Source organism: Pseudomonas sp. IT-P171, assembly GCF_949767765.1.
Classification (GTDB): Bacteria; Pseudomonadota; Gammaproteobacteria; order Pseudomonadales; family Pseudomonadaceae; genus Aquipseudomonas; species Aquipseudomonas fluorescens_B.
Window position 1 is genome coordinate 107,622 of the sequence record NZ_CATKQN010000022.1, and the last position, 26,985, is coordinate 134,606.

A 26,985-nucleotide genomic window follows, 5' to 3' on the forward strand; every position below is an offset into this window, starting at 1 on the left:
GGCGCTCGTAATGGCAGTTTCCCTCCTTGCATAATCCATCGCATATCCTCTTTTGTAATACCGAAAAAATCTTACTCTTAACAAACTACTTTAACTTCTGAGTGCAGCCTCCAGTGCTGATTCAAGTTATTGGGCAAATTCATCCGCCAGATTCTCGTTACCCCTCCTAATACGCTCCTAAATCTCAGTTCTGTAAGGGTTTTCCTTTAATCCGCGCCTTGACGGTGCGGTGGCCGCATTCCTATAGTGTGCGCAAGTGGCGGAAAGTGGCATGAAGTGGGTTTTTTGAACGCAAAACGCTAATATTTGGAGAAACGCTGACGTGTTTCGCGGAGCTAACGCTATCAGTCTCGACGCAAAGGGCCGTCTCGCCATGCCGAGCCGGTACCGTGACGAGCTCGTTTCGCGTAGTTCCGGGCAGCTAATCGTCACAATTGATGCCGTTGATCCGTGTTTGTGTGTTTACCCCCTCGATGAGTGGGAAATTATTGAAACCAAACTGCGCGCACTGCCTTCGCTTCGCGAAGAGAACCGCCGCCTGCAACGTTTACTGATTGGTAATGCCGTCGACCTCGAGCTCGATGGCAGTGGTCGTTTTCTGGTTCCGCCGCGTCTTCGTGAATATGCCCGATTGGACAAGCGCGCGATGCTGGTAGGCCAACTGAACAAGTTCCAATTGTGGGACGAGGATGCCTGGGATGCGGTTTCTGCCGCTGACCTGGCTGCTATTCAACAACCGGGCGCCATGCCTGATGAACTGCGTGATTTGATCCTGTGACTATTGATAGCGGCTTTAACCACATCACCGTACTGCTTGACGAAGCCGTCGAGGCTCTCGCCGTACGTCCTGATGGCTGCTATCTGGACGGCACGTTCGGGCGCGGCGGACACAGTCGGTTGATCCTCAGCAAGCTGGGTCCCGATGGTCGAGTGCTCGGATTTGATAAAGATCCTCAAGCGATTGCCACCGGGCAAGCGCTAGCGGCCGAAGACGGCCGCTTTGTCGTTGTGCAGCGCAGCTTTGCCGAGCTCGGTTCGGAAGTGGTCGAGCGCGGTCTTGCCGGCAAGGTCAGCGGCGTTTTGCTTGACCTGGGCGTGTCCTCGCCACAGCTCGACGACCCTGAGCGCGGCTTCAGTTTCCTCAACGATGGTCCGCTGGACATGCGTATGGACCCGTCCCGCGGGATCAGCGCCGCCGAGTTCGTCAACACCGCGCCGGTGGAAGAAATCGCCCGGGTGTTCAAGGAATACGGCGAAGAACGTTTCTCCGGCCGCATGGCGCGTGCCGTGGCTGAGCGTCGCGACATCAAGCCGTTCGAGCGCACCGGCGACCTGGCTGAAGTCCTGAAAGTCGCCAACCCGGCGTGGGAAAAGGGCAAGAACCCGGCGACCCGTGCGTTTCAGGGCCTGCGTATCCACGTCAACAATGAACTGGGCGATCTGGAAGCCGGCCTCGAAGCCGCGCTGGAATGCCTGGAAATCGGCGGTCGTCTGGTCGTCATCAGCTTCCATTCGCTGGAAGACCGCATCGTCAAACTGTTCATGCGCAAGCTGGTGAAAGGCGAAGCCGACAACCTGCCGCGCAATCTGCCGGTGCGTCACGTCGCTTTCGAACCGAAAATCAAAGTCCATGGCAAAGCGCAGTCCGCCTCCGAGGCCGAACTCAAAGCCAACCCACGTTCCCGTAGCGCCGTCATGCGCGTCGCGGAGAAGCTGCGGTGAGCAAGCTTTTCGCCAAGCCACTGCCCGGCGGAAGCTTTTTCATGCTGCTGCTGTTCGTGGGCGTGCTTGTGTCGGCCATCGGCGTGTCATACAGCGCCCACTGGAACCGTCAGCTGTTGAACTCGCTGTACAGCGAGTTGAGCGTGCGCGACAAGGCGCAGGCGGAATGGGGGCGGCTGATTCTCGAGCAGAGCACCTGGACCGCCCACAGCCGCATCGAAGTCCTGGCCACCGAGCAACTGAAGATGCACATCCCCGGCGCGGCTGACGTGCAGATGGTGGCGCCATGATGAAACTCGAAGGCGCAATGTTCCCATGGCGTTTTCGCCTGGTGGTGGGTTTGCTCGGCGTCATGGTCGCGGCGATTTGCTGGCGCATCATTGACCTGCAAGTGGTCGACCGTGCCTTCCTGAAAGGTCAGGGCGACGCGCGCAGCGTTCGTCACATCCCGATTCCGGCTCACCGTGGTCTGATTACCGACCGTAACGGCGAGCCATTGGCCGTCAGTACCCCGGTCACCACCCTGTGGGCCAACGCCAAGGAAATGCAGCTGGCCAAAGAGAAGTGGCCCGCACTGGCCGCCGCGTTGGGTCAGGATCCGAAAGCCCTGGCCGAACGTCTCGAAGCCCAGGCCAACAAAGAATTCATTTATCTGGTGCGCGGGCTGACGCCTGAGCAAGGCCAGTCCGTGCTCGACCTGAAAGTACCGGGCGTCTACGGCATTGAAGAATTCCGCCGTTTCTACCCGGCTGGCGAAGTGACCGCGCACATGGTGGGCTTTACCGACATCGATGACCACGGTCGTGAAGGTGTCGAACTGGCTTATGACGAATGGCTCGCCGGGGTCCCCGGCAAGCGACAGGTCATCAAGGACCGGCGCGGGCGACTTATCAAAGATGTTCAGGTGACCAAAAACGCCAAGGCCGGCAAGCCCTTGGCGTTGTCCATTGACCTGCGTCTGCAATACCTGGCCAACCGCGAACTGCGCAACGCGATCATCGAGAACGGCGCCAAGGCCGGCAGCCTGGTGATCATGGACGTGAAGACTGGCGAGATCCTCGCCATGGTCAACCAGCCGACCTATAACCCGAACAACCGTCGCAACCTGCAACCGGCGATGATGCGTAACCGCGCGATGATCGACGTGTTCGAACCGGGTTCGACCATGAAAGCGATTTCCATGAGCGCTGCGATCGAAACCGGCCGCTGGAAACCGACCGACACCGTCGAGGTGTATCCGGGCACCTTGCAGATTGGCAAGTACACCATCAAGGACGTCTCCAAGAGTGAAGGTCCGGTGCTCGACCTGACCGGCATTCTGATCAACTCCAGTAACGTCGGCATGAGTAAGGTCGCATTCGATATCGGCGGCGAAACCATTTTCCGTCTGGCGCAGAAAGTCGGCCTCGGCCAGGACACGGGCCTCGGCTTCCCGGGCGAGCGCGTGGGCAACCTGCCGAACTACCGCGAATGGCGCAAGGCTGAAACCGCGACGCTGTCCTACGGCTACGGTATTTCCGTGACTGCGATCCAGTTGGTCCATGCCTTCTCGGCCCTGGCCAACAACGGTCGCCTCGCGCCACTGACGCTGATCAAGACCGACAAGGCGCCGCAAACCACGCAAGTGTTGCCGGAAGCGGTCGCGAAAACCATGCAGACCATGCTGCAACAAGTGATCGAGGCCCCGCGCGGTGTATTCCGTGCGCAGGTGCCGGCGTATCACGTGGGTGGCAAGTCCGGTACCGCACGTAAAACGTCGGTCGGCACCAAAGGCTACGCCGAGAATTCCTACCGCTCGTTGTTCGCCGGCTTCGGCCCGATGAGCGATCCGCGTTACGCCATCGTGGTGGTGATCGATGAACCGACCAAGGCCGGTTACTTCGGGGGCCTGGTATCGGCGCCGGTGTTCAGCAAAGTGATGTCCGGGACGTTGCGCCTGATGAACATCACGCCGGACAACCTGCCACCGGTTCAACAGGCCAACGCAACACCGGTCGTTCCGCTGAAAGCCAATGGAGGGCGCGGCTGATGTCTCTGAGTCTGAACAAGATTTTCGCCCACGCCGGCCGCGATCTGTTGATCCGTGAATTGGCACTGGACAGCCGCAACGTACGGGCAGGCGACCTGTTTCTTGCCGTCCCCGGCGGCAAGTTCGACGGTCGCGCGCACATCACCGACGCCTTGCAGCGTGGTGCGGCGGCCGTGGCTTATGAAGTCGAAGGCGCAACTGTATTGCCGATCACCGATGTGCCGATGATCCCAGTGAAAGGCCTCGCGGCGCAGCTGTCGGACATCGCCGGGCGTTTTTACGGTGACCCGAGCCGCCACCTGAACCTGGTCGGCGTGACCGGCACCAACGGCAAAACCAGCGTGACCCAGTTGGTGGCGCAAGCGCTGGACCTGCTCGGTCAACACTGCGGCATCGTCGGCACATTGGGCTCGGGTTTCTACGGCGCGCTGGAAAGCGGCCTGCACACCACACCGAACCCGATCGCGGTGCAGGCAACCCTGGCTGACCTGAAAAAGGCCGGTGCCAAAGCCGTGGCCATGGAAGTGTCGTCCCACGGTCTGGATCAGGGGCGTGTCACCGCGTTGGCGTTTGATGTGGCGGTGATGACCAACCTGTCCCGCGATCATCTGGATTACCACGGCACCATGGAAGCCTACGGCGAAGCCAAGGCCAGGTTGTTTGCCTGGAACGATCTGAAATGCCGGGTGGTTAACCTCGACGACGATTTCGGTCGGCAACTGGCTGCCGAAAAACGCGAATCGCGCTTGATCACCTACAGCCTGCTCGACAGCAGCGCTTACCTGTATTGCCGCGAAGCACAGTTCGACGACGAAGGCGTGCGCGCGACCTTGGTTACACCGCAAGGCGAGCACCATCTGCGCAGCACCTTGCTCGGTCGCTTCAACCTGAGCAACGTCTTGGCTGCGGTCGGCGCCTTGCTCGGTCTGGACTATGCGCTGGACGAAATTCTCAAGGTCCTGCCAAAACTCGAAGGCCCTGCCGGACGCATGCAGCGTCTGGGCGGCGGTACTCAGCCGTTGGTGGTGGTCGATTACGCCCACACCCCGGATGCGCTGGAAAAAGTATTGATGGCCCTGCGCCCGCACGCCAAAGGCCGCTTGTTGTGCCTGTTCGGTTGCGGCGGTGATCGCGATCGCGGCAAGCGTCCGCTGATGGCCGAAGTGGTCGAGCGTCTGGCCGATGGCGTGCTGGTGACCGATGACAATCCGCGCACCGAAGATCCGGCCGTGATTTTCGATGACATCCGCGCCGGATTCACCGATGTGGACAAAGTTACTTTCGTCGCCGGTCGTGGTCAGGCGATTGCCCAGTTGATCGCCAGCGCCTCGGTGGATGACGTGATTGTCTTGGCCGGTAAAGGTCACGAGGACTATCAGGAAATCAACGGTCAGCGCCACGACTTCTCTGATCTGGTCGAAGCGGATCACGCGTTGACCGCGTGGGAGGTGGCCCATGCTTAAACCCCTGAAACTGAGCGAACTGACCCGCGCACTGAATGGCCGATTGATCCTCGCCGATGCCACGTTCGAGGGTGTCAGCATCGACAGCCGTGCGATCAAACCGGGTCAGCTGTTCATTGCCCTGACCGGTCCGCGCTTCGACGGTCATGATTATCTGAACGACGTTGCCAGCAAAGGCGCCGTCGGTGCCCTGGTCGAGCGCGAAGTCGCCGACAGCGCGCTGCCGCAATTGCTGGTCAAGGACACCCGTCAGGCGCTGGGTCAATTGGGCGCGATGAATCGTGCGGCGTTTACCCATCCGGTTGCCGCCATCACGGGCTCCAGCGGCAAGACCACGGTCAAGGAAATGCTCGCGAGCATACTGCGCACGCGCGGTCCGGTGCTGGCGACCCGCGGCAACCTGAACAACGACCTCGGCGTGCCGCTGACCTTGCTCGAACTCGCGCCGGAACATACTGCGGCCGTGATCGAACTGGGTGCTTCGCGTCTTGGTGAAATCGCCTACACCGTCGGCATGACCAAACCCCATGTGGCCGTGCTCAACAATGCCGGAACCGCCCACGTCGGCGAGTTCGGCGGGCCGGAAAAAATCGTTGAAGCCAAGGGCGAGATTATTGAAGGACTGGCGGCCGATGGCGTCGCGGTGCTCAATCTTGACGACAAGGCCTTCGAGATCTGGAAGACCCGCGCCGCCGGTCGCAAAGTCCTGACCTTCGCCCTGAGCAACGTCAGCGCCGACTTCTACGCCAGCGACCTGGACCGCGACGCTCGCGGTTGCCCGGCGTTCAACCTGCACAGTCCTGACGGTGTGGAGCGCGTTCAACTGAACCTGCTCGGCACCCATAACGTTGCCAATGCCATGGCCGCCGCCGCTGCTGCGCATGCCCTGGGCGTGTCGCTGTTCGGTATCGCCACCGGCCTTGGCGCCGTGCAGCCGGTCAAGGGCCGCACCGTTGCGCAACTGGCCACCAATGGCATGCGCGTGATCGATGACACCTACAACGCGAACCCCACCTCCATGTGCGCTGCCGTTGATATACTCGCCGGCTTTTCCGGTCGCACCGTTCTGGTGCTCGGGGATATCGGCGAGTTGGGCGACTGGGCGGAGCAGGGGCACCGCGACGTGGGCGAGTACGCCCGTGGCAAGGTTTCCGCACTTTACGCGGTCGGGCCCATGATGACCCACGCCGTGAAGGCTTTCGGCGAGCAGGCTTTTCACTTCAGTACCCAAGCTGAACTGATCAAGGCCCTCGGCGCCGAGCAAGACACAAACACCACCATTTTGATCAAGGGCTCGCGCAGCGCTGCGATGGAAAACATCGTCGCCGCTTTGTGCGGGTCCAGCCTGGAGAAACATTGATGCTGCTGCTGTTAGCGGAGTACCTGCAACAGTTCTACAAAGGCTTCGCGGTCTTCCAGTACCTGACCCTGCGCGGGATTCTCGGTGTGCTGACCGCGCTGGTCCTGTCGCTGTGCTACGGCCCGTGGATGATCCGCACGTTGCAGAACCGCCAGATCGGTCAGTCCGTTCGTAACGACGGTCCACAATCGCACCTGTCTAAATCCGGCACGCCGACCATGGGTGGCGCACTGATCCTGTCGTCGATCGGGGTGAGCACCTTGCTCTGGGCTGACCTGAGCAACCGCTATGTGTGGACCGTGTTGCTGGTCACGTTGCTGTTCGGTGCCATCGGCTGGGTTGATGACTATCGCAAGGTGATCGAGAAGAACTCCAAAGGCTTGCCAAGCCGCTGGAAATACTTCTGGCAGTCGGTGTTCGGCCTGGGCGCGGCGATCTTCCTTTATATGACCGCTGCGACGCCGGTCGAAACCACCCTGATCCTGCCGATGCTCAAGGACTACAGCATTCCGCTGGGCGCCGGCTTCATCGTCCTGACCTATTTCGTGATCGTCGGCTCGAGCAACGCGGTCAACCTGACCGACGGCCTCGATGGCCTGGCGATCATGCCGACCGTGATGGTCGGCGGTGGCCTGGGCATTTTCTGCTACCTGTCGGGTAACGTGAAATTCGCTGAATACCTGCTGATCCCGTACGTACCGGGCGCCGGTGAGTTGATCGTGTTCTGCGGTGCGCTGATCGGTGCGGGCCTTGGCTTCCTCTGGTTCAACACCTATCCGGCACAAGTCTTCATGGGCGACGTCGGCGCACTGGCGCTGGGCGCAGCCCTGGGCACCATCGCGGTGATCGTCCGCCAGGAAATCGTCCTGTTCATCATGGGCGGTGTGTTCGTGATGGAAACCCTGTCGGTGGTCATCCAGGTCGCATCCTTCAAGTTGACCGGTCGCCGCGTGTTCCGCATGGCGCCGATTCACCACCACTTTGAACTCAAGGGCTGGCCCGAGCCACGCGTGATCGTCCGTTTCTGGATCATCACCGTGATTCTCGTACTGGTCGGCCTTGCCACCCTGAAGCTGAGGTAGAACGAGTGTCTCTGATCGCTTCTGACCACTTCCGCATCGTTGTCGGCCTCGGCAAGAGCGGCATGTCCCTGGTTCGCTTCCTGGCGAACCGGGGCACGTCGTTTGCTGTCGCCGATACGCGGGAAAATCCACCGGAACTGGCCACGCTCAAGCGTGACTATCCGCACGTGGAAGTGCGTTGTGGCGAGCTGGACGTCGAATTCCTGTGCCGTGCCGACGAACTCTACGTGAGCCCCGGCCTGGCGCTGGCGACCCCGGCCCTGCAGGCCGCTGCTGCCCGTGGCGTGAAACTGTCCGGTGACATCGAGCTGTTCGCGCGTAATGCGAAGGCGCCGATTGTCGCCATCAGCGGTTCCAACGCGAAAAGCACCGTCACCACCCTGGTGGGCGAGATGGCTGCTGCGGCGGGTAAGCGTGTCGCCGTCGGAGGCAATCTTGGCACCCCGGCGCTGGACCTGCTTCGCGATGACGTCGAGCTGTACGTGATGGAGTTGTCGAGCTTCCAGCTCGAAACCACTGACCAACTCAACGCCGAAGTGGCGACCGTGCTCAACATCAGCGAAGACCACATGGACCGCTACAGCGGTCTGCCGGCCTATCACCTGGCCAAGCACCGGATCTTCCGCGGCGCCAAACAATTTGTGGTCAATCGCCAGGACGCGCTGACCCGCCCATTGATTGGCGAAGGCCAGCCTTGCTGGACCTTCGGTTTGGGCAAGCCTGATTTCAAGGCCTTTGGTATCCGGGAAGAGCACGGCGAGAAGTACCTGGCCTTCGAATTCCAGAACCTGATGCCGGTGCGCGAGTTGAAAATTCGCGGTGCCCACAACCAGTCCAATGCCCTGGCGGCCTTGGCCCTTGGCCACGCGGTCGGGCTGCCGTTCGACGCCATGCTGTCGAGCCTGCGCACGTTCGCCGGGCTTGAGCATCGCTGCCAGTGGGTTCGTGACCTCGATGGCGTGGGCTATTACAACGATTCCAAGGCCACCAACGTTGGCGCCGCACTGGCTGCCATCGAAGGCCTGGGCGCGGACATCGATGGCAAGGTCGTGCTGATCGCCGGTGGCGACGGCAAGGGCGCCGAGTTCAATGATCTGCGTGATCCGGTGGCGGCCAACTGCCGCGCCGTGATCCTGATGGGCCGCGACTCCGACAAGATCGGCGAGGCCATTGGCGACGCCGTGCCGCTGATCCGCGTCGGTTCGCTGGTCGATGCGGTGGAGCAATGCCGGGCCGTAGCACAACCGGGCGACGTGGTGCTGTTGTCGCCGGCCTGCGCCAGTTTCGACATGTTCAAGAATTACGAAGACCGTGGTCACCAGTTCGTCCGCGCCGTGGAGGATCTGGCATGAGCCTGCTCAACATCATCAAGCCGTATCCTTCGCCGCTCATTACCGGGCGCGGCATCGATCTCGACTTCCCGATGCTCGCCGGTTGCCTGGCCTTGCTCGGCCTCGGTCTGGTGATGATTGCATCGGCCTCGACCGAAGTGGCGGCCGTGCAGTCGGGCAGTGCCTTGTACTACATGATTCGCCACCTGATCTACGTGGTGCTGGGCCTGGGTGCCTGCATCGTCACCATGATGATTCCGATCGCCACCTGGCAGCGCCTGGGCTGGCTGATGCTGATTGGTGCGTTCGGTTTGCTGGTGATGGTGATCATTCCGGGTATCGGCCGTGAAGTGAACGGGTCGATGCGCTGGATCGGTTTCAGTTTCTTCAACGTTCAGCCTTCCGAGATCGCCAAGGTATTCGTGGTGATCTACCTCGCCGGTTATCTGGTGCGTCGCCAGAAAGAAGTGCGTGAAAGCTGGATGGGTTTCTTCAAGCCGTTCATCGTGCTGCTGCCGATGGCGGGGCTGTTGCTGATGGAGCCGGACTTCGGTGCCACCGTCGTGATGATGGGCGCTGCGGCGGCGATGCTGTTCCTCGGCGGGGTCGGGCTGTTCCGTTTTTCCTTGATGGTGGTTCTGGCGGTCGCGGCGGTGGTGCTGCTGATTCAGGTACAGCCGTATCGAATGGCGCGCCTGACCAACTTTGCCGATCCGTGGGCTGACCAGTTCGGTGCCGGTTATCAGTTATCGCAGGCATTGATCGCGTTTGGTCGTGGCGAATGGCTGGGCGTGGGCCTGGGCAACAGCGTGCAGAAACAGTTCTACCTGCCGGAAGCCCACACCGACTTCGTGTTTTCGGTCCTGGCCGAAGAACTGGGTGCCGTAGGTTCTTTGTGCACGGTCGCGCTATTCGTCTTCGTTTGTATTCGCGGCATGTACATCGGGTATTGGGCCGAGAAGGCCAAGCAATTCTTTGCCGCTTACATCGCGTATGGCCTGTCGTTCCTGTGGATTGGTCAGTTCCTGATCAACATCGGGGTGAACGTCGGCCTGCTGCCGACCAAGGGCCTGACCTTGCCGTTCCTCAGTTATGGCGGCAGTTCGTTGGTGATCTGCTGTGCCTGTCTCGGCTTGTTGCTGCGCATCGAGTGGGAAAGTCGAACCCATCTGGGCAGCGAAGAGATGGAGTTTCATGAGAGCGACTTCGCCGAGGAGTCGACCCATGGGCGCTAACGTTCTGATCATGGCGGGCGGCACCGGTGGCCACGTGTTCCCGGCGCTGGCCTGCGCTCGCGAATTCCAGGCCCGCGGCTACACCGTGCATTGGCTCGGGACGCCGCGTGGCATCGAGAACGATCTGGTGCCCATGGCCGGCATCGAGCTGCATCGGATCAATGCCAGCGGTCTGCGCGGCAAGGGCAAATTGTCCCTGCTCAAGGCGCCGTTGATGTTGCTCAAGTCCGTCTGGCAGGCGCGGGCGATCATTCGCCAGCTGCGCCCGGTGTGCGTGGTCGGCTTTGGTGGTTATGTGACCGGTCCTGGCGGTGTTGCAGCCAAACTGGCTGGTGTGCCGGTGATCGTTCACGAACAGAACGCGGTGGCAGGTACCGCCAATCGGTTGCTGGTGCCGTTGGCCGCCCGAGTCTGTGAAGCGTTCCCCGACACCTTTACCCTGTCGGACAGCCGACGGACCACCGGTAATCCGGTGCGCACCGAGCTGTTCCTCGACACACCGCGACCCGCCCTGGCCGGTCGCAAGGCGCGTTTGCTGATCCTGGGCGGAAGCCTGGGCGCAGAACCGTTGAACAAGTTGCTGCCTGAAGCCCTATCGCTCGTCGCCCCCGACCTGCGCCCGGAAGTGTTCCATCAGGCCGGCAAAAACCACGATGAAGTGACTGCAGAGCGCTATCGCGCGGCTGGCGTCGAGGCGCAAGTGCAGCCTTTCATCAAAGACATGGCCCACGCCTATGGCTGGGCCGACCTGGTGGTGTGCCGAGCAGGCGCGCTGACCATCAGTGAACTGGCCGCCGCCGGTCTGCCCTCGATGCTGGTGCCCTTGCCCCACGCGATCGACGATCACCAGACCCGCAACGCCGATTATTTGGCCCGTGAAGGCGCTGCCTTCCTGATGCCGCAAAGAACGACTGGCGCTGCGGATCTTGCCGCACGCCTGACAGAGGTCCTGATGCAACCACAACGACTCACCGACATGGCCACTGCGGCACGCCGCCTGGCCAAACCCGATGCGACCCGTAACGTGGTCGATACCTGCCTGGAGGTGGCCCATGGTTGAGAATCAGAAAGCCATGCCGCAACCGGAAATGCGCCGCATCCGTCGCATCCACTTCGTCGGTATCGGCGGAGTGGGCATGTGCGGGATCGCCGAAGTGTTGCTGAACCTGGGCTATGACGTGTCCGGTTCGGACCTGAAAGCTTCCCCGGTGACCGAACGCCTGGAATCCTTTGGCGCGCAGATTTTCATTGGCCACCGCGCTGAAAACGCTTCCGCCGCCGATGTGCTGGTGGTGTCGAGTGCCGTGAACACCTCCAACCCGGAAGTCGCCACCGCGCTGGAACGCCGCATCCCGGTGGTGCCACGCGCCGAGATGCTGGCCGAGTTGATGCGCTATCGCCACGGCATCGCCGTTGCCGGTACGCACGGCAAAACCACCACCACCAGCCTGATCGCTTCGGTGTTCGCCGCCGGTGGCCTGGACCCGACCTTCGTCATCGGTGGTCGCCTGAATGCCGCGGGCACCAACGCCCAGCTCGGCACCAGCCGCTACCTGATCGCCGAAGCCGATGAAAGCGACGCCAGTTTCCTGCACTTGCAGCCGCTGGTGGCCGTGGTCACCAACATCGACGCCGACCACATGGCGACCTACGACGGTGACTTCAACAAACTGAAGAAAACCTTCGTCGAGTTCCTGCACAACCTGCCGTTCTACGGTCTGGCGGTGGTGTGCCTGGACGACCCGGTGGTGCGTGAAATTCTGCCGCAGGTCAAACGTCCGGCCGTCACTTACGGCTTCGGCGATGACTGCGACGTGCGCGCAATCAATGTGCGTCAGCAGGGCATGCAGACTTTCTTCACCGTATTGCGTCCTGACCGCGAGCCGCTGGATGTCTCGGTGAACATGCCGGGCAACCACAACGTGCTGAACGCACTGGCCACCATCTGCATCGCCACTGACGAAGGCGTCAGCGATGAAGCCATCGTCCAGGGCCTGTCCGGCTTCCAGGGTGTTGGCCGACGCTTCCAGGTCTACGGCGAACTGCCGGTCGAAGACGGCAGCGTAATGCTGGTCGACGACTACGGGCACCACCCGACTGAAGTGGCCGCTGTGATCAAGGCCGTGCGCGGTGGCTGGCCGGAGCGCCGCCTGGTGATGGTTTACCAGCCGCACCGTTACAGCCGCACCCGCGACCTCTACGACGATTTCGTCAATGTACTGGCCGACGCCAACGTCCTGTTGCTGATGGAAGTGTATCCGGCCGGTGAAGAGCCGATCCCGGGCGCCGACAGCCGCAAGCTGTGCAACAGCATCCGTCAGCGCGGCCAGCTCGACCCGATCTACATCGAGCGCGGTGTCGACCTCGCGCCGGTGGTCAAGCCGCTGCTGCGTGCCGGCGACATCCTGCTGTGCCAGGGCGCCGGTGATATTGGCGGTCTTGCACCGAAACTGTTGAACAGTCCGTTGTTCGCTGGCGCCGTTGCCGCGCCAAGCGTGGGGAAGTTGAAATGACTGCTGCTTACGCCAACCTCGTCTCCACGATCGCGCCGAAAGATTTCGGCCGCGTCGCCGTGCTGTTCGGCGGCAAGAGTGCCGAGCGTGAGGTATCCCTGAAGTCGGGTAACGCGGTTCTCGACGCGCTGCAAAGCGCCGGCGTGGACGCGTTCGGTCTCGACGTGGGCGATGACCTGTTGCAGCGTTTGCTCAACGAAAAAATCGACCGCGCCTTCATCATTCTCCACGGTCGTGGCGGTGAAGACGGCAGCATGCAAGGCCTGCTGGAGTGCCTGGGCATTCCGTACACCGGCAGCGGCATTCTGGCTTCGGCATTGGCCATGGACAAGCTGCGCACCAAACAGGTCTGGCACAGCCTCGGCATTCCGACGCCACGCCACGCGGTATTGAGTTCCGAGGCCGATTGTATTTCGGCGGCGACGGAACTGGGCTTCCCTTTGATCGTCAAACCGGCCCATGAAGGTTCAAGTATCGGGATGGCCAAAGTGACCTCCGCGTCCGAGTTGATCGACGCGTGGAAAGCGGCCAGTACCTACGATTCGCAAGTGTTGGTCGAGCAATGGATTCAAGGTCCGGAGTTCACCATCGCCACCCTGCGTGACCAGGTGTTGCCACCCATTGCCCTGGGCACGACGCACAGCTTCTACGACTACGACGCCAAGTACGTGGCTTCCGATACCCAGTACCGGATTCCGTGTGGCCTGGACAGCACCAAGGAAAAAGAATTGATGGACCTCACGGCGAAAGCCTGTGAGGCGCTGGGTATCGCCGGTTGGGGCAGGGCAGACGTGATGCAGGACGCCGACGGGCAGTTCTGGTTCCTCGAAGTCAATACCGCACCGGGCATGACCGATCACAGTCTGGTGCCGATGGCGGCCCGTGCTGCCGGTCTGGATTTCCAGCAGCTGGTTCTGGCGATTCTGGCAGCCAGCATCGAGGCGCGAGGGTAAGACCATGCAAGGCGCACAGTTGAGACATCAGCCCCCACCAGTACCCGGCCGCAAGCCGGTGCCGCGGGGTGCCAGCCGAATGGTGGCCAAAGAGCCGATGTCCGCGCGCCTGCCGAAAGCCAATTTTGGTTTTCTCAAAGCCTTGTTCTGGCCGGTGATGTTAGTGGCGGTGGGGTTCGGTACTTACGAAGGCGCACAGCGGTTGCTGCCGTACGCCGACCGGCCGATCTCCAAGGTCGCGGTGCAGGGCGACCTGAGCTACATCAGCCAGCAAGCGGTGCAGCAGCGGATCGCCCCTTACGTGGCGTCGAGCTTCTTCACCATCGACCTGGCGAGCATGCGCACCGAGCTGGAACAGATGCCCTGGATTGCCCACGCCGAAGTGCGTCGGGTATGGCCGGATCAAGTGGTGATCCGCCTGGAAGAACAACTGCCGGTGGCCCGCTGGGGCGACGAATCGCTGTTGAACAACCAGGGTCAGGCGTTCACCCCGCGTGAACTGGCGAACTACGAACATTTGCCACAGCTGTTCGGCCCACAACGGGCTCAGCAGCAAGTGATGCAGCAATACCAGGTGCTGAGCCAGATGCTCAGGCCGTTGGGTTTCTCGATTGCACGCCTGGAGTTGCGTGAGCGGGGCAGCTGGTTCCTGACCACCGGCGCCGGCAGTGCAGGCCCGGGGATCGAACTGCTGCTGGGCCGCGGCAACCAGGTGGAAAAGATGCGCCGTTTCATTGCCATCTACGACAAGACGCTTAAAGAACAGATTACGAACATTGCGCGCATCGATCTGCGCTACGCCAACGGCCTTGCTGTTGGCTGGCGGGAACCTGTAGCGCCCACGACAGCCCAACCCGCTGTCGCGAAGAATTAAGAAGAGGCAGGACCCATGGCAAACGTGCAAAGCGGCAAAATGATCGTCGGTCTCGATATCGGCACCTCCAAGGTGGTGGCGCTGGTAGGCGAGGTCTCGGACGACGGCACGCTGGAAATCGTCGGGATCGGCACTCATCCGTCCCGCGGCCTGAAGAAAGGCGTGGTGGTGAACATCGAGTCCACCGTCCAGTCGATTCAGCGCGCGATCGAAGAAGCGCAGCTGATGGCCGGTTGCCGGATCCACTCGGCGTTCGTCGGTGTGGCGGGCAATCACATCCGCAGCCTGAACTCCCACGGCATCGTCGCGATTCGTGATCGCGAAGTCAGCTCCGCCGACCTTGAACGCGTCCTCGACGCGGCCCAGGCCGTGGCGATCCCGGCTGACCAGCGCGTGCTGCACACCCTGCCGCAGGATTACGTGATCGATAACCAGGAAGGCGTTCGTGAGCCCCTGGGCATGTCCGGCGTACGTCTGGAAGCCAAGGTCCACGTGGTCACCTGCGCCGTCAACGCGGCACAGAACATCGAGAAATGCGTGCGTCGCTGTGGTCTGGAAATCGACGACATCATTCTCGAGCAGCTGGCCTCGGCCTACTCGGTATTGACCGACGACGAGAAAGAGCTGGGCGTGTGCCTGGTGGACATCGGCGGCGGCACCACCGACATCGCGATCTTCACCGAAGGCGCGATCCGTCACACCGCGGTGATCCCGATTGCGGGCGATCAGGTGACGAACGACATCGCCATGGCGTTGCGCACTCCGACCCAGTACGCCGAAGAAATCAAGATTCGCTACGCCTGCGCCCTGGCCAAACTGGCCGGCGCCGGTGAAACCATCAAGGTGCCAAGCGTCGGCGACCGTCCACCGCGCGAGTTGTCGCGCCAGGCCCTGGCCGAAGTGGTCGAGCCGCGTTACGACGAGCTGTTCACGCTGATCCAGGCCGAACTGCGTCGCAGCGGCTACGAAGACCTGATCCCGGCCGGCATCGTGCTGACCGGTGGTACGTCGAAGATGGAAGGCGCGGTCGAACTGGCCGAAGAAATCTTCCACATGCCGGTCCGCCTGGGCGTGCCCCATGGCGTCAAGGGTCTGGATGACGTGGTGCGCAACCCGATTTATTCCACCGGCGTTGGCCTGTTGATGTACGGCCTGCAAAAGCAGTCCGACGGGATTTCGTTCTCGGGCATCAGCAGCCGCGACAGCTACAGCAATGAAGAGCCGAAAGCCGCCTTGATCGATCGCATCAAGAGCTGGGTGCAAGGCAACTTCTAAGAATTACCGCAGCACCGTTGTAGATACAGGCAGTAGGCGAAAAAACTAGAGAATCAAAGGAGAGGGAAAATGTTCGAACTCGTAGACAACATCCCCGCAAGCCCGGTCATTAAGGTTATCGGTGTTGGCGGAGGCGGCGGCAACGCTGTCAATCACATGGTCAAGAGCAACATTGAAGGCGTTGAATTCATCTGCGCCAACACTGATGCCCAGGCGCTCAAGAGCATTGGCGCGCGGACCATCCTGCAACTGGGCACCGGCGTGACCAAAGGTCTCGGCGCTGGCGCCAATCCTGAAGTAGGTCGTCAGGCCGCTCTCGAAGACCGTGAGCGCATTGCCGAAGTCCTGCAGGGCACCAACATGGTGTTCATCACCACCGGCATGGGCGGCGGTACCGGTACCGGTGCTGCGCCGATCATTGCTGAAGTGGCCAAGGAAATGGGGATCCTCACCGTTGCGGTGGTGACCCGTCCATTCCCGTTCGAAGGTCGCAAGCGCATGCAGATCGCCGACGAAGGTATTCGTCTGCTGTCCGAAAGCGTCGACTCGTTGATCACCATTCCCAACGAGAAGCTGCTGACCATCCTTGGTAAGGACGCCAGCCTGCTGTCGGCTTTCGCCAAGGCTGACGATGTACTGGCCGGTGCCGTTCGCGGTATCTCCGACATCATCAAGCGTCCGGGCATGATCAACGTCGACTTTGCCGACGTGCGTACCGTGATGAGCGAAATGGGCATGGCGATGATGGGCACTGGCTGCGCCAGCGGTCCGAACCGTGCACGCGAGGCCACCGAAGCGGCCATTCGCAACCCGTTGCTCGAAGACGTGAACCTGCAAGGTGCACGCGGCATCCTGGTGAACATCACCGCCGGTCCTGACCTGTCCCTGGGTGAGTACTCCGACGTGGGTAGCATCATCGAAGCCTTCGCTTCCGAGCACGCCATGGTCAAGGTCGGTACCGTTATCGATCCGGACATGCGCGACGAGTTGCACGTGACTGTAGTTGCCACCGGTCTGGGCGCGAAAATCGAGAAGCCTGTGAAGGTCATCGACAACACCGTTCACACCTCCATGGCGTCTCAGCCGCAACAATCGGCTCCCGCTCGTCAGGAAGCGCCAGCGGTAAACTACCGTGACCTGGACCGTCCGACCGTCATGCGCAACCAGGCTCAGGCCGGTGCTGCGACTGCTGCGAAGATGAATCCGCAAGATGATCTGGACTACCTGGACATCCCGGCTTTCCTGCGTCGTCAGGCCGATTAATGGAATGTATCAGGGCTATGAAGGTGATTGGTGTTCAGCAAAGGTCTGGTCTGCTATTATCGCCAGCCTTTGTTGATACCAGTTCGCAATTTGCGCTGAAGCGGCCCAAGCCATGATTAAACAACGCACACTGAAAAATATTATCCGTGCCACAGGTGTAGGCCTGCACTCCGGGGAGAAGGTATACCTGACCCTCAAGCCCGCACCTATCGACACCGGCATTGTGTTTTGTCGTGCCGATCTCGACCCTGTGGTGCAGATTCCTGCCCGCGCGGAAAACGTTGGTGAAACCACGATGTCGACCACGCTGGTCAGTGGTGACACCAAAGTGGATACGGTGGAGCACTTGCTCTCGGCCATGGCTGGCCTGGGCATCGATAACGCCTACGTCGAGCTCTCCGCGTCCGAAGTCCCGATCATGGATGGCAGCGCTGGACCTTTCGTATTCCTGATTCAATCGGCCGGCCTGGAAGAACAGGACGCACCGAAGAAGTTCATCCGGATCCTGCGGGAAGTGACAGTGGAAGATGGCGACAAGCGCGCCACTTTCGTCCCTTTCGAAGGCTTCAAGGTGAGTTTCGAGATCGATTTCGATCACCCGGTTTTCCGTAACCGCACACAAAGTGCAAGCGTGGATTTTTCCAGCACTTCGTTCGTAAAAGAAGTCAGCCGCGCCCGTACCTTTGGTTTCATGAGTGACATCGAGTACCTGCGCAAGCACAACCTCGCACTCGGCGGCAGCGTTGAAAACGCTATTGTGGTCGACGCGGATGGCGTACTGAACGAAGACGGCCTTCGCTATGAAGACGAATTCGTGAAGCACAAGATCCTCGATGCAATTGGTGACCTCTACCTGCTGGGCAATAGCCTGATTGGTGAGTTCAAGGGCTTCAAGTCCGGACATGCATTGAACAACCAGCTGCTGCGCAAGTTGATTGAGCAGACAGATGCTTGGGAAGTCGTGACTTTCGAAGACGCCAGCACTGCACCGATCTCTTACATGCGTCCGGTTGCGGCGGTGTAAGTAAAAACCTCTCTAGTTTTTAAAGGCTGCCTTCGGGTGGCCTTTTTTTATGTCTGCCGGAAAGTGATGCGGTGTTCGTTCTGGCCCTATCGCGGACCGCCACACCGACGATCTCACTGCGTAGCCACCACCCGATTCCTCCCGCTTTCCTTCGCCTGATACAGCGCCTTGTCCGCCGCAAACAGCAACTGCTCGAGGCTGGTGTCGGTGGTCGTGGTCCAGGTGCTGATGCCAATACTGACAGTAATCGGCGATTCAATACCCGCCACAAACGGCAGTTGCTCCACGGCAACGCGGATGTGTTCGGCAATCTGTTGTGCGCCCGCACTGTCCGTTTCCGCCAGGATGACCGAAAACTCTTCCCCTCCGTACCGGGCGACCAGATCCGCCGGTCGCCGTACGTTCTCGGCGATCACTTTGGCCAGTGCGCGTAGCGCATCGTCGCCCGCCTGATGGCCATGTTGATCGTTGAAGGCCTTGAAGTGGTCGGCGTCGATCATCAACACCGACAGCGGTTTACCCGACCGTTGGGCGCGAAACCACTCATGACGCAGTGTCTGATCCAGCGTTCGGCGGTTGGCTACGCCGGTCAGGTCATCAGTGGCGGCCAGCTGTGCCAGTTCCTGCTCGGCGTGGTGGCGCAGTCGCAGCTCCCGGCACAGCAGCCAGGTCAGCCAAAGCAGGCCGATGCACAGCACGCCGGTCGCACCGCTGATCACAATCGCCGTGCGCTTCCAGGCGGCAAACACGTCGTTCCCCGAGAGCGCGACGATCACCGTCAATGGCAGGTTGCCGACCCTGGAAAAGGTATACAGGCGTTGCTCACGGTCGACGCTCGACACGCTGTCAAAGCTGCCGTTGCGTTCGCGCAGGATGCGCTGGACATTGGGGCGATTGGCGAAGTTTTTGCCGATCGAGTCATTGACCAGATGAGGCTTCTGCGCCAGCAATATACCGTCGTCGTTGATGATGGACAGCGCGCTGCCGGCGCCGATGTTCAGGCTGTTGAACAACTGATCGAAGTAACCCAGGCGCATCGAAGCGACGGCAACCCCGAGGAACTCACCCGTAGCCGATGAGATGCGGCGGCTGAAGCTGATTCGCCATTCGTCGCTGTCCTCGCAATCGCAGCGGGATTGGAACGGTCGGCTGATGAACATGCCGGTGTCGCGGTTGAAAGCATGTGCGAGGAAATAATCGCGATCGGCAAAGTTGCCGGGCTTGGGCTCGATCAGCGAGGAGTCCGCAATCACCTCGCCCTGCTTGTCCAGCAGCAGAATGTCGCCCTTGAAGCGCGCCGTGGTAGAGCGGTCGAACAGCACCAGATGGCGGATCTGCGCCGAAACCTGTTTCAAGTCGTCGCGCTGCGAAGCGGCAATCAGGCCTTGCAGGGTCAGGTCGTAGAGTTCGACCGTGCGCAGCACGTCGGCGTCGATCAGTTGCGCAATCGTGGTGGCGCTGCGAGTGGCGGCCTGTTGCGCGTTGGCGTGTTCTCGGATCAACAGGAAAGTGACGATGCTGATGATCGCGATAACGGTCAGGGTGCTGCCGAGGATCACCATGAGCTCGGGGCGACCGGTCTTGCCTGAAACGTGTCTGGGGCGGCTCGCGGGCATGGGGAAGATGTCTGCTTGAGGAGCAAAAAAAAGACCAGCAAAACGCGCTGGCCTTTACTTACCCAAGCTTAGAAGACATTGAGCGGGTAGTCGACGATCAGCAGGTATTCATCGGTGTCCTGATGTCGACTGGCTGAACACTGATCCGCATCGTTGCAATGGATGTAATGATCAATGAAGCGGCAACAAAAAAAAGCCGCTGACAGCAGCGGCTTTGAAGACAACTGTTCAACGGGAAGAGCCGATGAAAGTGTCGAGGGAAAATAGAGCGATAGTTTGCGTTCAGCTATCTTTCTCGACCTGTGGCTGGGCCTGAGAAGAAGAGGATTGAGGGGTTCGCGCAGCGTCCGGAGCCTTGGCCGTCATTTCGTTCTGATACGCTTCGAACGCCGCAGCGCGTGCTGCATTGTGCGCGACGAAGGTCTGCGACTCTTCAGCGATGGCGAACGGGGAGAGGAACAAAGAGGACAAAACGAACGCGCTGGCAATACCCATGGTGTTGGACATCTTTAAAACCTTCTTGCTTGGCAAGTGCTGTTTGGTGCGGCAAAGATAAGGCGCTTTGGAGAGGGGAAAAAGAGCGGATTCATGAAAGGACTGTTGCGATTAAGGCAACAGTGCCTGCTTGGGCGACGGCTTTTGTGGCGAGGGAGCTTGCTCGCGCTCAGCTGCGTAGCAGTCGCACCCAGGCGCCTCGGTTTGTCAGAAAAACCAAGCGACCGATTGGGGTTGCTTCGCAGCCCCGCGCGAGCAAGCTCGCTCGCCACAGGGAGCAAGGTGATTCAGACCGGCAAATGGATGCCGAAGGTATTCATGCCGTGGTCACTGTGCACAAACACATCGCCACCATGCATCAGCGCAATCGCCTTGACGATTGCCAGCCCCAGACCGTGGTTGTTGCCACTGTTGCTGCGCGACGCATCGACCCGATAAAAGCGCTCGAACAACCGCGGCAAATGCTCGCTGGCAATCGGCGAACCGGGGTTGGCGACGCCGATGCTGACCTGATGCTCCTCGACCTCGATGCGTACCTGAATCACCTGGCCGGGCTCGGTGTGTTGCACTGCGTTGCTGAGCAAATTGATCAGCGCCCGCCGCAGATGCGCAATCTCGATCCGCACCTGCGCATCGCCACTGACCTGCACCTGGACCTGCGCATCTTCAAGAATGAAATCCAGATACTCCAGCGTCGTCGCCACTTCATCGGCCAGTGAGGTGGATGTCAGTTTGGTCGCCTTGCTGCCCTGATCGGCACTGGCGAGGAACAGCATGTCGTTGATGATCGAGCGCAGCCGCTCCAGCTCTTCGAGGTTCGATTGCAGCACTTCGAAGTAGTGTTCGGCCGAGCGCCCGCGCGTCAGCGCCACTTGGGTCTGGCCGATCAGGTTGGTCAGCGGCGAGCGCAATTCGTGGGCGACATCGGCATTGAACGACTCAAGCCGCGAGTAGGCCTGTTCGACCCGCTCCAGCGTGGAGTTGAACGAGTTGACGAACTGATTCAGTTCCGGTGGCAGCGACGACAGGCGCAAGCGCCCGGAACGCAACGGCGGCGCCAGTCGCTGGGCTTCCTGGGACAGCTTGATCAACGGTTTCAGACCGATCCGTGCCACCCAATAACCGAGTGCCGAGGCCAACAGCACACCGACAATCGCGAGGCTGATCAGGGCAACCAGCAGATGATGCTGGGTCTGGAAAAACGTCTCTGTGTCGATGCCGATCATGAAGCGCAATGGCGGTCGTTGATCCTTGGCCGGAAACTGGCTGACCAGCACTTTCAGCGGATAAGGCTGATCCGGCAACTGCAGATCCCGCATGCCCAGCGGCCCATCGGCGAAGTCGCGGATCTGCGGCGTCAGGTTGCCGTATTCGTAGTGCGGATCGCCGCTGATGATCCAGAAACTGATGCGTTTGTCTTCTTCACCCAACAGCTTGAGCTTGTTGTTGATCTTCACCCAATGCTCCGGCGTACCGTAACGGCCGACGGTGGATTCGAGCACGCTGTAACGCGCGTCCAGCTCGGCTTCGGGCAGCAGGCCCAGGCCCTTGTCGACCTGTTGATAAAGCGCCCAGCCGATCAACAGAAACACCAGAAGCGCTACCAGCGTAAACATCCCGCTCAGACGCAGCGCAATCGAATTACTGGACACCACGGCTCTCCAGCACATAACCCATGCCGCGGATCGTGTGCAGCAGTTTTTCGTCGAACGGCCCGTCGAGCTTGGCGCGCAGGCGTTTGATCGCGACTTCGACGACGTTGGCGTCGCTGTCGAAATTGATGTCCCAGACCATTTCCGCAATCGCCGTTTTCGAGAGGATTTCCCCTTGTCGGCGGGCCAGCACGCTGAGCAGCGAGAACTCCTTGGCGGTCAGGTCCAGTCGCGTACCGGCGCGGGTCGCCTTGCGGCTGATCAGATCGATCCACAGGTCGGCGATGCTCACTTGCACCGGTTCATGGCCGCCGCTGCGACGGGTCAGGGCTTGCAGGCGTGCCACCAGTTCAAGGAAGGAAAACGGTTTGCCGAGGTAATCGTCGGCGCCATCGCGCAGGCCTTTGATCCGGTCTTCGACACGCTCGCGGGCGGTGAGCATGATCACCGGGGTTTGCTTGCGCGCACGCAACGCGCGTAGCACGCCGAAGCCGTCGAGGCCCGGCAGCATGACGTCGAGGACGATCACCGCGTAGTCGCTTTCCAGCGCCAGGTGCAGGCCTTCGACGCCGTCCCGCGCCAGGTCCACGGTGTAACCTTGTTCCGTCAGGCCGCGGTGCAGATAGTCCGCGGTTTTTTCCTCGTCTTCGATAATCAGAACGCGCATGACCCCGCCTCAGTCTGTGGTCGCCAACGCCGGCATCGTTGCTGGCGCTGGTTTGGGCCGATGGAATAGCCGCTCAAGCCACAAGTATATGACTGGAGTGGTAAACAGCGTCAGCGCCTGGCTCACCAGCAAGCCGCCGACCACCGCGATCCCCAATGGCTGGCGCAGTTCGGCGCCGGTGCCATAGCCGAGCATCAGCGGCAGCGCGCCGAGCAGGGCGGCGAGGGTGGTCATGATGATTGGCCGGAATCGGGTGATACAGGCCTGGTAGATCGCTTCTTCCGGTGGCAGGCCACCTTTACGCTGGGCTTCGAGGGCGAAGTCGATCATCAGGATGCCGTTTTTCTTCACGATGCCGATCAGCAGCACCAACCCGATCAGCGCCATGATCGAAAAGTCCTGGCCGCAAATCCACAGCATGATCACCGCCCCGAGCCCCGCCGAGGGCAGCGTCGAGATGATAGTCAGCGGATGCACGAAGCTCTCATAGAGCACGCCAAGAATGATGTACACCGCCACCAGCGCCGCCAGAATCAGCCATGGCTGGCTGGCCAGTGAACTCTGGAACGCCTGGGCCGCGCCCTGAAAGTTGCCGCTCATGGCCGCCGGCATGCCGATTTCAGCCTTGGCCTGATTGAGCATGATCACCGCATCGCCCAACGCCACCCCGGGCGCCAGGTTGAACGACAGGTTGGCGGCCGGGAACATGCCGTCATGGGCGATGGACAACGGACCCACGGTCGGTGCATCGAATTTCGCCAGCGCCGACAGCGGCACCATTTCCCCGCTCAGGGGCGAGCGCAGGTAGAAATAGTTGAGGCTTTCGGCCTTGCCGCGTTGCTGGGTGTCCAGCTCCAGAATCACGTTGTACTGGTTGATCTGGGTCTGGAATTCGTTGATCTGCCGCTGACCGAACGCGTCGTACAGCGCTTCGTCGACATCACTGGCGGTCAGGCCGAAACGCGAGGCGGCGCTGCGGTCGATGCTGATGTGCGTGATGCTGCCGCCCAGTTGCAGGTCGTTGGAAATGTCGCGGAACGCCGGGTTGGTGCGCAGTTTTTCCGTCAGGCGCTGGGTCCAGGTGCTGAGCGTCGCGCCGTCGTTGCTCTTGAGCACGTATTGGTACTGTGCGCGGCTCGGGCCGGAGCTCAGGTTGATGTCCTGGCCAGCGCGCAGATAGAGCACGATGCCGGGCACTTTCATCAGTTGCGGGCGAATCCGGTCGATGAACTGGCTGGCCGAGACGTCGCGGTCACCGCGTTTTTTCAGGGAAATCCAGAAGCGGCCGTTGGCGATGGTCTGGTTGCTGCCCGAAACGCCAACCGAGTGGGAAAACGCCGCGACCGCCGGATCGGCCGCGACGATTTCCGCCATCGCCAGGTGTTTTTTCACCATGTCAGGGTAGGAAATGTCGGCGGCCGCTTCTGTGGTGCCGAGGACAAACCCGGTGTCCTGGACCGGGAAGAAACCTTTCGGAATGAAGATGTAGCCGGCAATGGCAAGACCGAGAGACAACCCGAACACACCGATCATCAATTTCTGATGGGCGAGGGCGCGGCGCAGGCCTTTTTCGTACCACGCCAGCAACCGTTCGCCGAACGTGGGTTTGCTGTGGGCGTGATGCACCGGGGCGCGCATGAACAGCGCCGCAAGCGTCGGCGCCAGGGTCAGCGACACCACCACTGAAATCATGATCGTAGACGTGGCCGTCAGGGCGAATTCCTTGAACAGTCGCCCGACCACGCCGCCCATGAACAGCAACGGAATGAACGCCGCCACCAGCGAAAAACTGATCGAGACCACGGTGAAGCCAATCTCGCCGGCGCCCTTGATCGCCGCTTCGCGCATGCCATCGCCGGCCTCCAGGTGTCGGTGAATGTTTTCCACCACCACAATCGCATCGTCGACCACGAACCCCACGGCCACCACGATCGCTACCAGCGTCAGGTTGTTCAGGCTGAAACCCATGATGTACATCAGGGCGAAACTGGCGACCAGCGAAACACCCAGTACCGCCGACACGATCAGCGTCGCCGACCATTGGCGCAGGAACAGCGCCATCACCGCCACCACCAGCATGATCGCGATCAGCAGGGTGATCTCCACTTCATGCAACGAGGCGCGGATGGTCTGGGTTCGGTCGACCAGCACCTTGACTTGCACCGAGGCCGGCAACATCGCTTCGAGGCCGGGCAGGGCAGCCTGGATGCGGTCCACGGTCTCAACGATGTTGGCGCCCGGCTGCCGGGAAATCACCAGGTTCACCCCGGGCTTGTCGCCGGCCCAGGCTTGCACGTAGGCATTTTCCGAACCGTTGACGACAGTGGCAACATCCTTGAGGTGAACCGGGGCACCGTCCTTGTAGGAAACGATGAGCTGGCTGTATTCCTCGGGATGGAACAACTGGTCGTTGGTGGACAGCGTGGAAATGCTCGACTCACCGTACAAAGCACCTTTGGCCAGGTTGAGGCTGGTGTTCTGGATCGCCAGGCGAATGTCCGCCAGGGTCAGGCCGATGGCCGCGAGTTTGTCCGCCGAGGCCTGCACGCGAATCGCCGGACGTTGCTGACCGGTGATGTTGATCTGTCCTACGCCGTCGATCTGACTGATCTGACGGGACAGCAGGGTTTCCACCAGATCGCTGAGTTCGGTGCCGGGCATCAAGGTTGAGTTGATGCTGAGAATCAGCACCGGGCTATCGGCCGGGTTGACCTTGCGCCACGTCGGCAGGTTCGGCATGTCCTTGGGCAGTTTGCCGGCGGCGGTATTGATGGCGGCCTGAACTTCCTGGGCGGCGGTGTCGATGCTTTTATCGAGGGTGAACTGCAGGGTCAGGTTGGTCGAGCCGAGGGCGCTGCTCGAGGTCATCTGGGTCACGCCGGGGATGGCGCTGAATTGCACTTCAAGCGGCGTGGCCACCGACGACGCCATGGTTTCCGGGCTGGCGCCGGGGAGTTGCGCGGCGACCTGGATGGTCGGGAATTCGGCTTCCGGCAGCGGTGCAATCGGCAGGCGTGGGAAGGCGATGACACCCAGCAACACCAGGGCAAACGTCAGCAGGATCGTCGCCACCGGATGATCGATGCACCACGCCGAAACCGAGCCGTGGCCCTTCATGGCCTCGACTCCGACTGGACCACTTGCGGTGGCTCGGTCAGGACCTGCACGGTCGAGCCGGGTTTGAGCCGCGATTGGCCGTCGCTGACCAGCACGTCGCCCGGTTTCACACCTTTGATGATGTCCTGGCCGCTGCCTTGATAGACCATCTGAACCTGGACGGTTTCAACCTTGTCACCCTTGACCCGGTACACGAAGTGTTGATCGAGCCCGCGTTGTACGACGGTGGGCGGCACCACCAGGGCATCTTTATCCAATGCTGTCTGAATCTTTACCGTCACCAGCAGGCCCGGCCAGAGTTTCTGCCCGGGGTTGTTGAATTCGGCCTTGGCGCGGATGGTCCCGGTGTTGGCGCTGATCTGGTTGTCGATCAGGGTCAGGTGACCCTCGCCCAGCAGGTTGCCGGTTTCGCCGTCGGTGTCGGCACCGATGTAGGCCTTCACTTGAGCGTGCTCCGGATCGTTGATCAGGCCTTGCAGAGTCGGCAGCATTTGCTGCGGCAGGGAAAACTCCACGGCGATCGGGTCGATCTGGGTCACCGTGAACAAGCCCTGGGTGTCGGTCATGCGCAGGAAGTTGCCTTCATCCACCGTGCGAATACCGACTCGACCGCTGACCGGGGAGCGAATCTGCGTGTAGGAAAGCTGCACTTGCGCGGCATCAATCGAAGCCTGATTGCCTTGGGCGGTGGCCTTGAGCTGATTGACCAGCGCTTGTTGCTGGTCGTAGGTCTGCTTTGAGACGCCATCGTCGACGCTAAGCAGTTTGTAGCGTTTGAGGTTCACCAGCGCCACTTGCAACTGCGCCTGGCTTTCGCCGAGTTGTGCGCGGGCCTGGTCGAGGCTGGCGCGGATCGAGCGGTCGTCGATGGTGGCCAGCAGGTCCCCCTTCTTCACCAACTGACCTTCCTTGACCAGGATTTTAGTGAGGATGCCGTCGATCTGCGGGCGCACTACCACGCTGTGCAAAGACAACACCGAGCCGATGCCGCTGACGTAGCGAGGGACGTCTTTTTCGGCGACGTTCACCACCCTAACCGGGATCGCCGTGGGCGCAGCGAGTTTGGCTGTCACAGGTTTGGTGGCATACCACACGCCCAACGCTGCCAGGACAATCAGAAGAGCGGCGATCAAGGCGGGTTTTTTCTGAATTCGCATGCGAGTGGGGCGCCGGGGCTGGGGGGGACGGAGTCTGGTCAGGGTTATACCTCCCTTTATAAACCTGTTCGCCGGTCAGGAAGGTGACGGCTAACTGACGGCGCTGTCAGTTTGGGGTTTGTGGCTCTTTCGCCTTGATAGGTCCCAAAAAGGGACC

The 26,985-nt window shown here is 60.9% G+C and carries 22 protein-coding genes; 16 read left to right on the forward strand and 6 right to left on the reverse strand.

Translation table 11 applies throughout. The features are described from left to right. Positions 1–322 precede the first annotated feature (322 nt). The 16 genes from mraZ to lpxC all read left to right on the forward strand — a co-directional run bounded on the left by mraZ (position 323) and on the right by lpxC (position 18,124). The gene (mraZ, locus tag ACM6I5_RS15565) at positions 323–778 is read left to right on the forward strand and encodes a division/cell wall cluster transcriptional repressor MraZ (RefSeq protein ID WP_008025967.1); all 456 of its coding nucleotides are present in this window, start codon (positions 323–325) and stop codon (positions 776–778) included. Further along, the gene (rsmH, locus tag ACM6I5_RS15570; protein ID WP_017340692.1) at positions 775–1,722 is read left to right on the forward strand and encodes a 16S rRNA (cytosine(1402)-N(4))-methyltransferase RsmH; all 948 of its coding nucleotides are present in this window, start codon (positions 775–777) and stop codon (positions 1,720–1,722) included. Before mraZ ends, rsmH begins: the two co-directional genes overlap by 4 nt. Beyond that, entirely contained in the window at positions 1,719–2,012 is a 294-nt protein-coding gene (gene ftsL, locus ACM6I5_RS15575; protein ID WP_017340691.1) for a cell division protein FtsL, read from the forward strand. Before rsmH ends, ftsL begins: the two co-directional genes overlap by 4 nt. After that, on the forward strand, positions 2,012–3,751 hold the full coding sequence (locus ACM6I5_RS15580) for a peptidoglycan D,D-transpeptidase FtsI family protein (RefSeq protein WP_193393040.1): 1,740 nt from the start codon (positions 2,012–2,014) through the stop codon (positions 3,749–3,751). The genes ftsL and ACM6I5_RS15580 overlap by 1 nt, the downstream gene beginning before the upstream one ends. Further along, the gene (locus ACM6I5_RS15585; RefSeq protein ID WP_017340689.1) at positions 3,751–5,214 is read left to right on the forward strand and encodes a UDP-N-acetylmuramoyl-L-alanyl-D-glutamate--2,6-diaminopimelate ligase; all 1,464 of its coding nucleotides are present in this window, start codon (positions 3,751–3,753) and stop codon (positions 5,212–5,214) included. The genes ACM6I5_RS15580 and ACM6I5_RS15585 overlap by 1 nt, the downstream gene beginning before the upstream one ends. Beyond that, positions 5,207–6,574: a UDP-N-acetylmuramoyl-tripeptide--D-alanyl-D-alanine ligase gene (locus ACM6I5_RS15590; RefSeq protein ID WP_414884186.1), complete on the forward strand. Its 1,368-nt coding sequence runs from the start codon at positions 5,207–5,209 to the stop codon at positions 6,572–6,574. The genes ACM6I5_RS15585 and ACM6I5_RS15590 overlap by 8 nt, the downstream gene beginning before the upstream one ends. Next, positions 6,574–7,656, forward strand: a complete 1,083-nt coding sequence (gene mraY, locus ACM6I5_RS15595) for a phospho-N-acetylmuramoyl-pentapeptide-transferase (protein ID WP_008037292.1) — start codon at positions 6,574–6,576, stop codon at positions 7,654–7,656. Before ACM6I5_RS15590 ends, mraY begins: the two co-directional genes overlap by 1 nt. Positions 7,657–7,661: 5 nt before the next feature. Continuing rightward, positions 7,662–9,008: a UDP-N-acetylmuramoyl-L-alanine--D-glutamate ligase gene (gene murD, locus ACM6I5_RS15600; protein WP_017340687.1), complete on the forward strand. Its 1,347-nt coding sequence runs from the start codon at positions 7,662–7,664 to the stop codon at positions 9,006–9,008. Continuing rightward, positions 9,005–10,222 (forward strand): putative lipid II flippase FtsW, encoded by a 1,218-nt coding sequence (ftsW, locus tag ACM6I5_RS15605; protein WP_017340686.1) that lies wholly within the window; start codon positions 9,005–9,007, stop codon positions 10,220–10,222. The genes murD and ftsW overlap by 4 nt, the downstream gene beginning before the upstream one ends. Continuing rightward, positions 10,212–11,282, forward strand: a complete 1,071-nt coding sequence (gene murG, locus ACM6I5_RS15610) for an undecaprenyldiphospho-muramoylpentapeptide beta-N-acetylglucosaminyltransferase (protein ID WP_414884187.1) — start codon at positions 10,212–10,214, stop codon at positions 11,280–11,282. The genes ftsW and murG overlap by 11 nt, the downstream gene beginning before the upstream one ends. Next, positions 11,275–12,735 (forward strand): UDP-N-acetylmuramate--L-alanine ligase, encoded by a 1,461-nt coding sequence (murC, locus tag ACM6I5_RS15615; RefSeq protein WP_017340684.1) that lies wholly within the window; start codon positions 11,275–11,277, stop codon positions 12,733–12,735. Before murG ends, murC begins: the two co-directional genes overlap by 8 nt. Next, a complete protein-coding gene (locus ACM6I5_RS15620; protein ID WP_017340683.1) occupies positions 12,732–13,688 on the forward strand; it encodes a D-alanine--D-alanine ligase in 957 nt (318 codons plus the stop codon). The genes murC and ACM6I5_RS15620 overlap by 4 nt, the downstream gene beginning before the upstream one ends. A gap of 4 nt (positions 13,689–13,692) precedes the next feature. Beyond that, the gene (locus ACM6I5_RS15625; RefSeq protein ID WP_414884188.1) at positions 13,693–14,562 is read left to right on the forward strand and encodes a cell division protein FtsQ/DivIB; all 870 of its coding nucleotides are present in this window, start codon (positions 13,693–13,695) and stop codon (positions 14,560–14,562) included. Between the two features lie 15 nt (positions 14,563–14,577). Further along, the gene (gene ftsA, locus ACM6I5_RS15630) at positions 14,578–15,837 is read left to right on the forward strand and encodes a cell division protein FtsA (RefSeq protein WP_017340681.1); all 1,260 of its coding nucleotides are present in this window, start codon (positions 14,578–14,580) and stop codon (positions 15,835–15,837) included. Positions 15,838–15,906: 69 nt separating this feature from the next. Further along, positions 15,907–17,100: a cell division protein FtsZ gene (ftsZ, locus tag ACM6I5_RS15635; protein ID WP_017340680.1), complete on the forward strand. Its 1,194-nt coding sequence runs from the start codon at positions 15,907–15,909 to the stop codon at positions 17,098–17,100. Positions 17,101–17,212: 112 nt separating this feature from the next. After that, positions 17,213–18,124, forward strand: coding sequence for a UDP-3-O-acyl-N-acetylglucosamine deacetylase (gene lpxC / locus ACM6I5_RS15640; protein ID WP_017340679.1), 912 nt, complete (start codon positions 17,213–17,215; stop codon positions 18,122–18,124). 113 nt (positions 18,125–18,237) lie between these two features. On the opposite strand, the gene ACM6I5_RS15645 is transcribed toward lpxC, so the two are convergent. The 6 genes from ACM6I5_RS15645 to ACM6I5_RS15670 all read right to left on the reverse strand — a co-directional run bounded on the left by ACM6I5_RS15645 (position 18,238) and on the right by ACM6I5_RS15670 (position 26,828). Beyond that, positions 18,238–19,740: a sensor domain-containing diguanylate cyclase gene (locus ACM6I5_RS15645; RefSeq protein WP_031319111.1), complete on the reverse strand. Its 1,503-nt coding sequence runs from the start codon at positions 19,738–19,740 to the stop codon at positions 18,238–18,240. 282 nt (positions 19,741–20,022) lie between these two features. Next, positions 20,023–20,247 (reverse strand): hypothetical protein, encoded by a 225-nt coding sequence (locus tag ACM6I5_RS15650; RefSeq protein ID WP_017340677.1) that lies wholly within the window; start codon positions 20,245–20,247, stop codon positions 20,023–20,025. A 275-nt stretch (positions 20,248–20,522) separates the two neighbouring features. After that, entirely contained in the window at positions 20,523–21,887 is a 1,365-nt protein-coding gene (locus ACM6I5_RS15655) for a heavy metal sensor histidine kinase (protein WP_414880542.1), read from the reverse strand. Then, the gene (locus ACM6I5_RS15660; RefSeq protein WP_007916978.1) at positions 21,877–22,554 is read right to left on the reverse strand and encodes a heavy metal response regulator transcription factor; all 678 of its coding nucleotides are present in this window, start codon (positions 22,552–22,554) and stop codon (positions 21,877–21,879) included. The genes ACM6I5_RS15655 and ACM6I5_RS15660 overlap by 11 nt, the downstream gene beginning before the upstream one ends. 9 nt (positions 22,555–22,563) lie before the next feature. Further along, entirely contained in the window at positions 22,564–25,671 is a 3,108-nt protein-coding gene (locus ACM6I5_RS15665; protein WP_017340675.1) for a multidrug efflux RND transporter permease subunit, read from the reverse strand. Then, the gene (locus ACM6I5_RS15670; RefSeq protein WP_017340674.1) at positions 25,668–26,828 is read right to left on the reverse strand and encodes an efflux RND transporter periplasmic adaptor subunit; all 1,161 of its coding nucleotides are present in this window, start codon (positions 26,826–26,828) and stop codon (positions 25,668–25,670) included. Before ACM6I5_RS15670 ends, ACM6I5_RS15665 begins: the two co-directional genes overlap by 4 nt. Positions 26,829–26,985 lie beyond the last annotated feature (157 nt).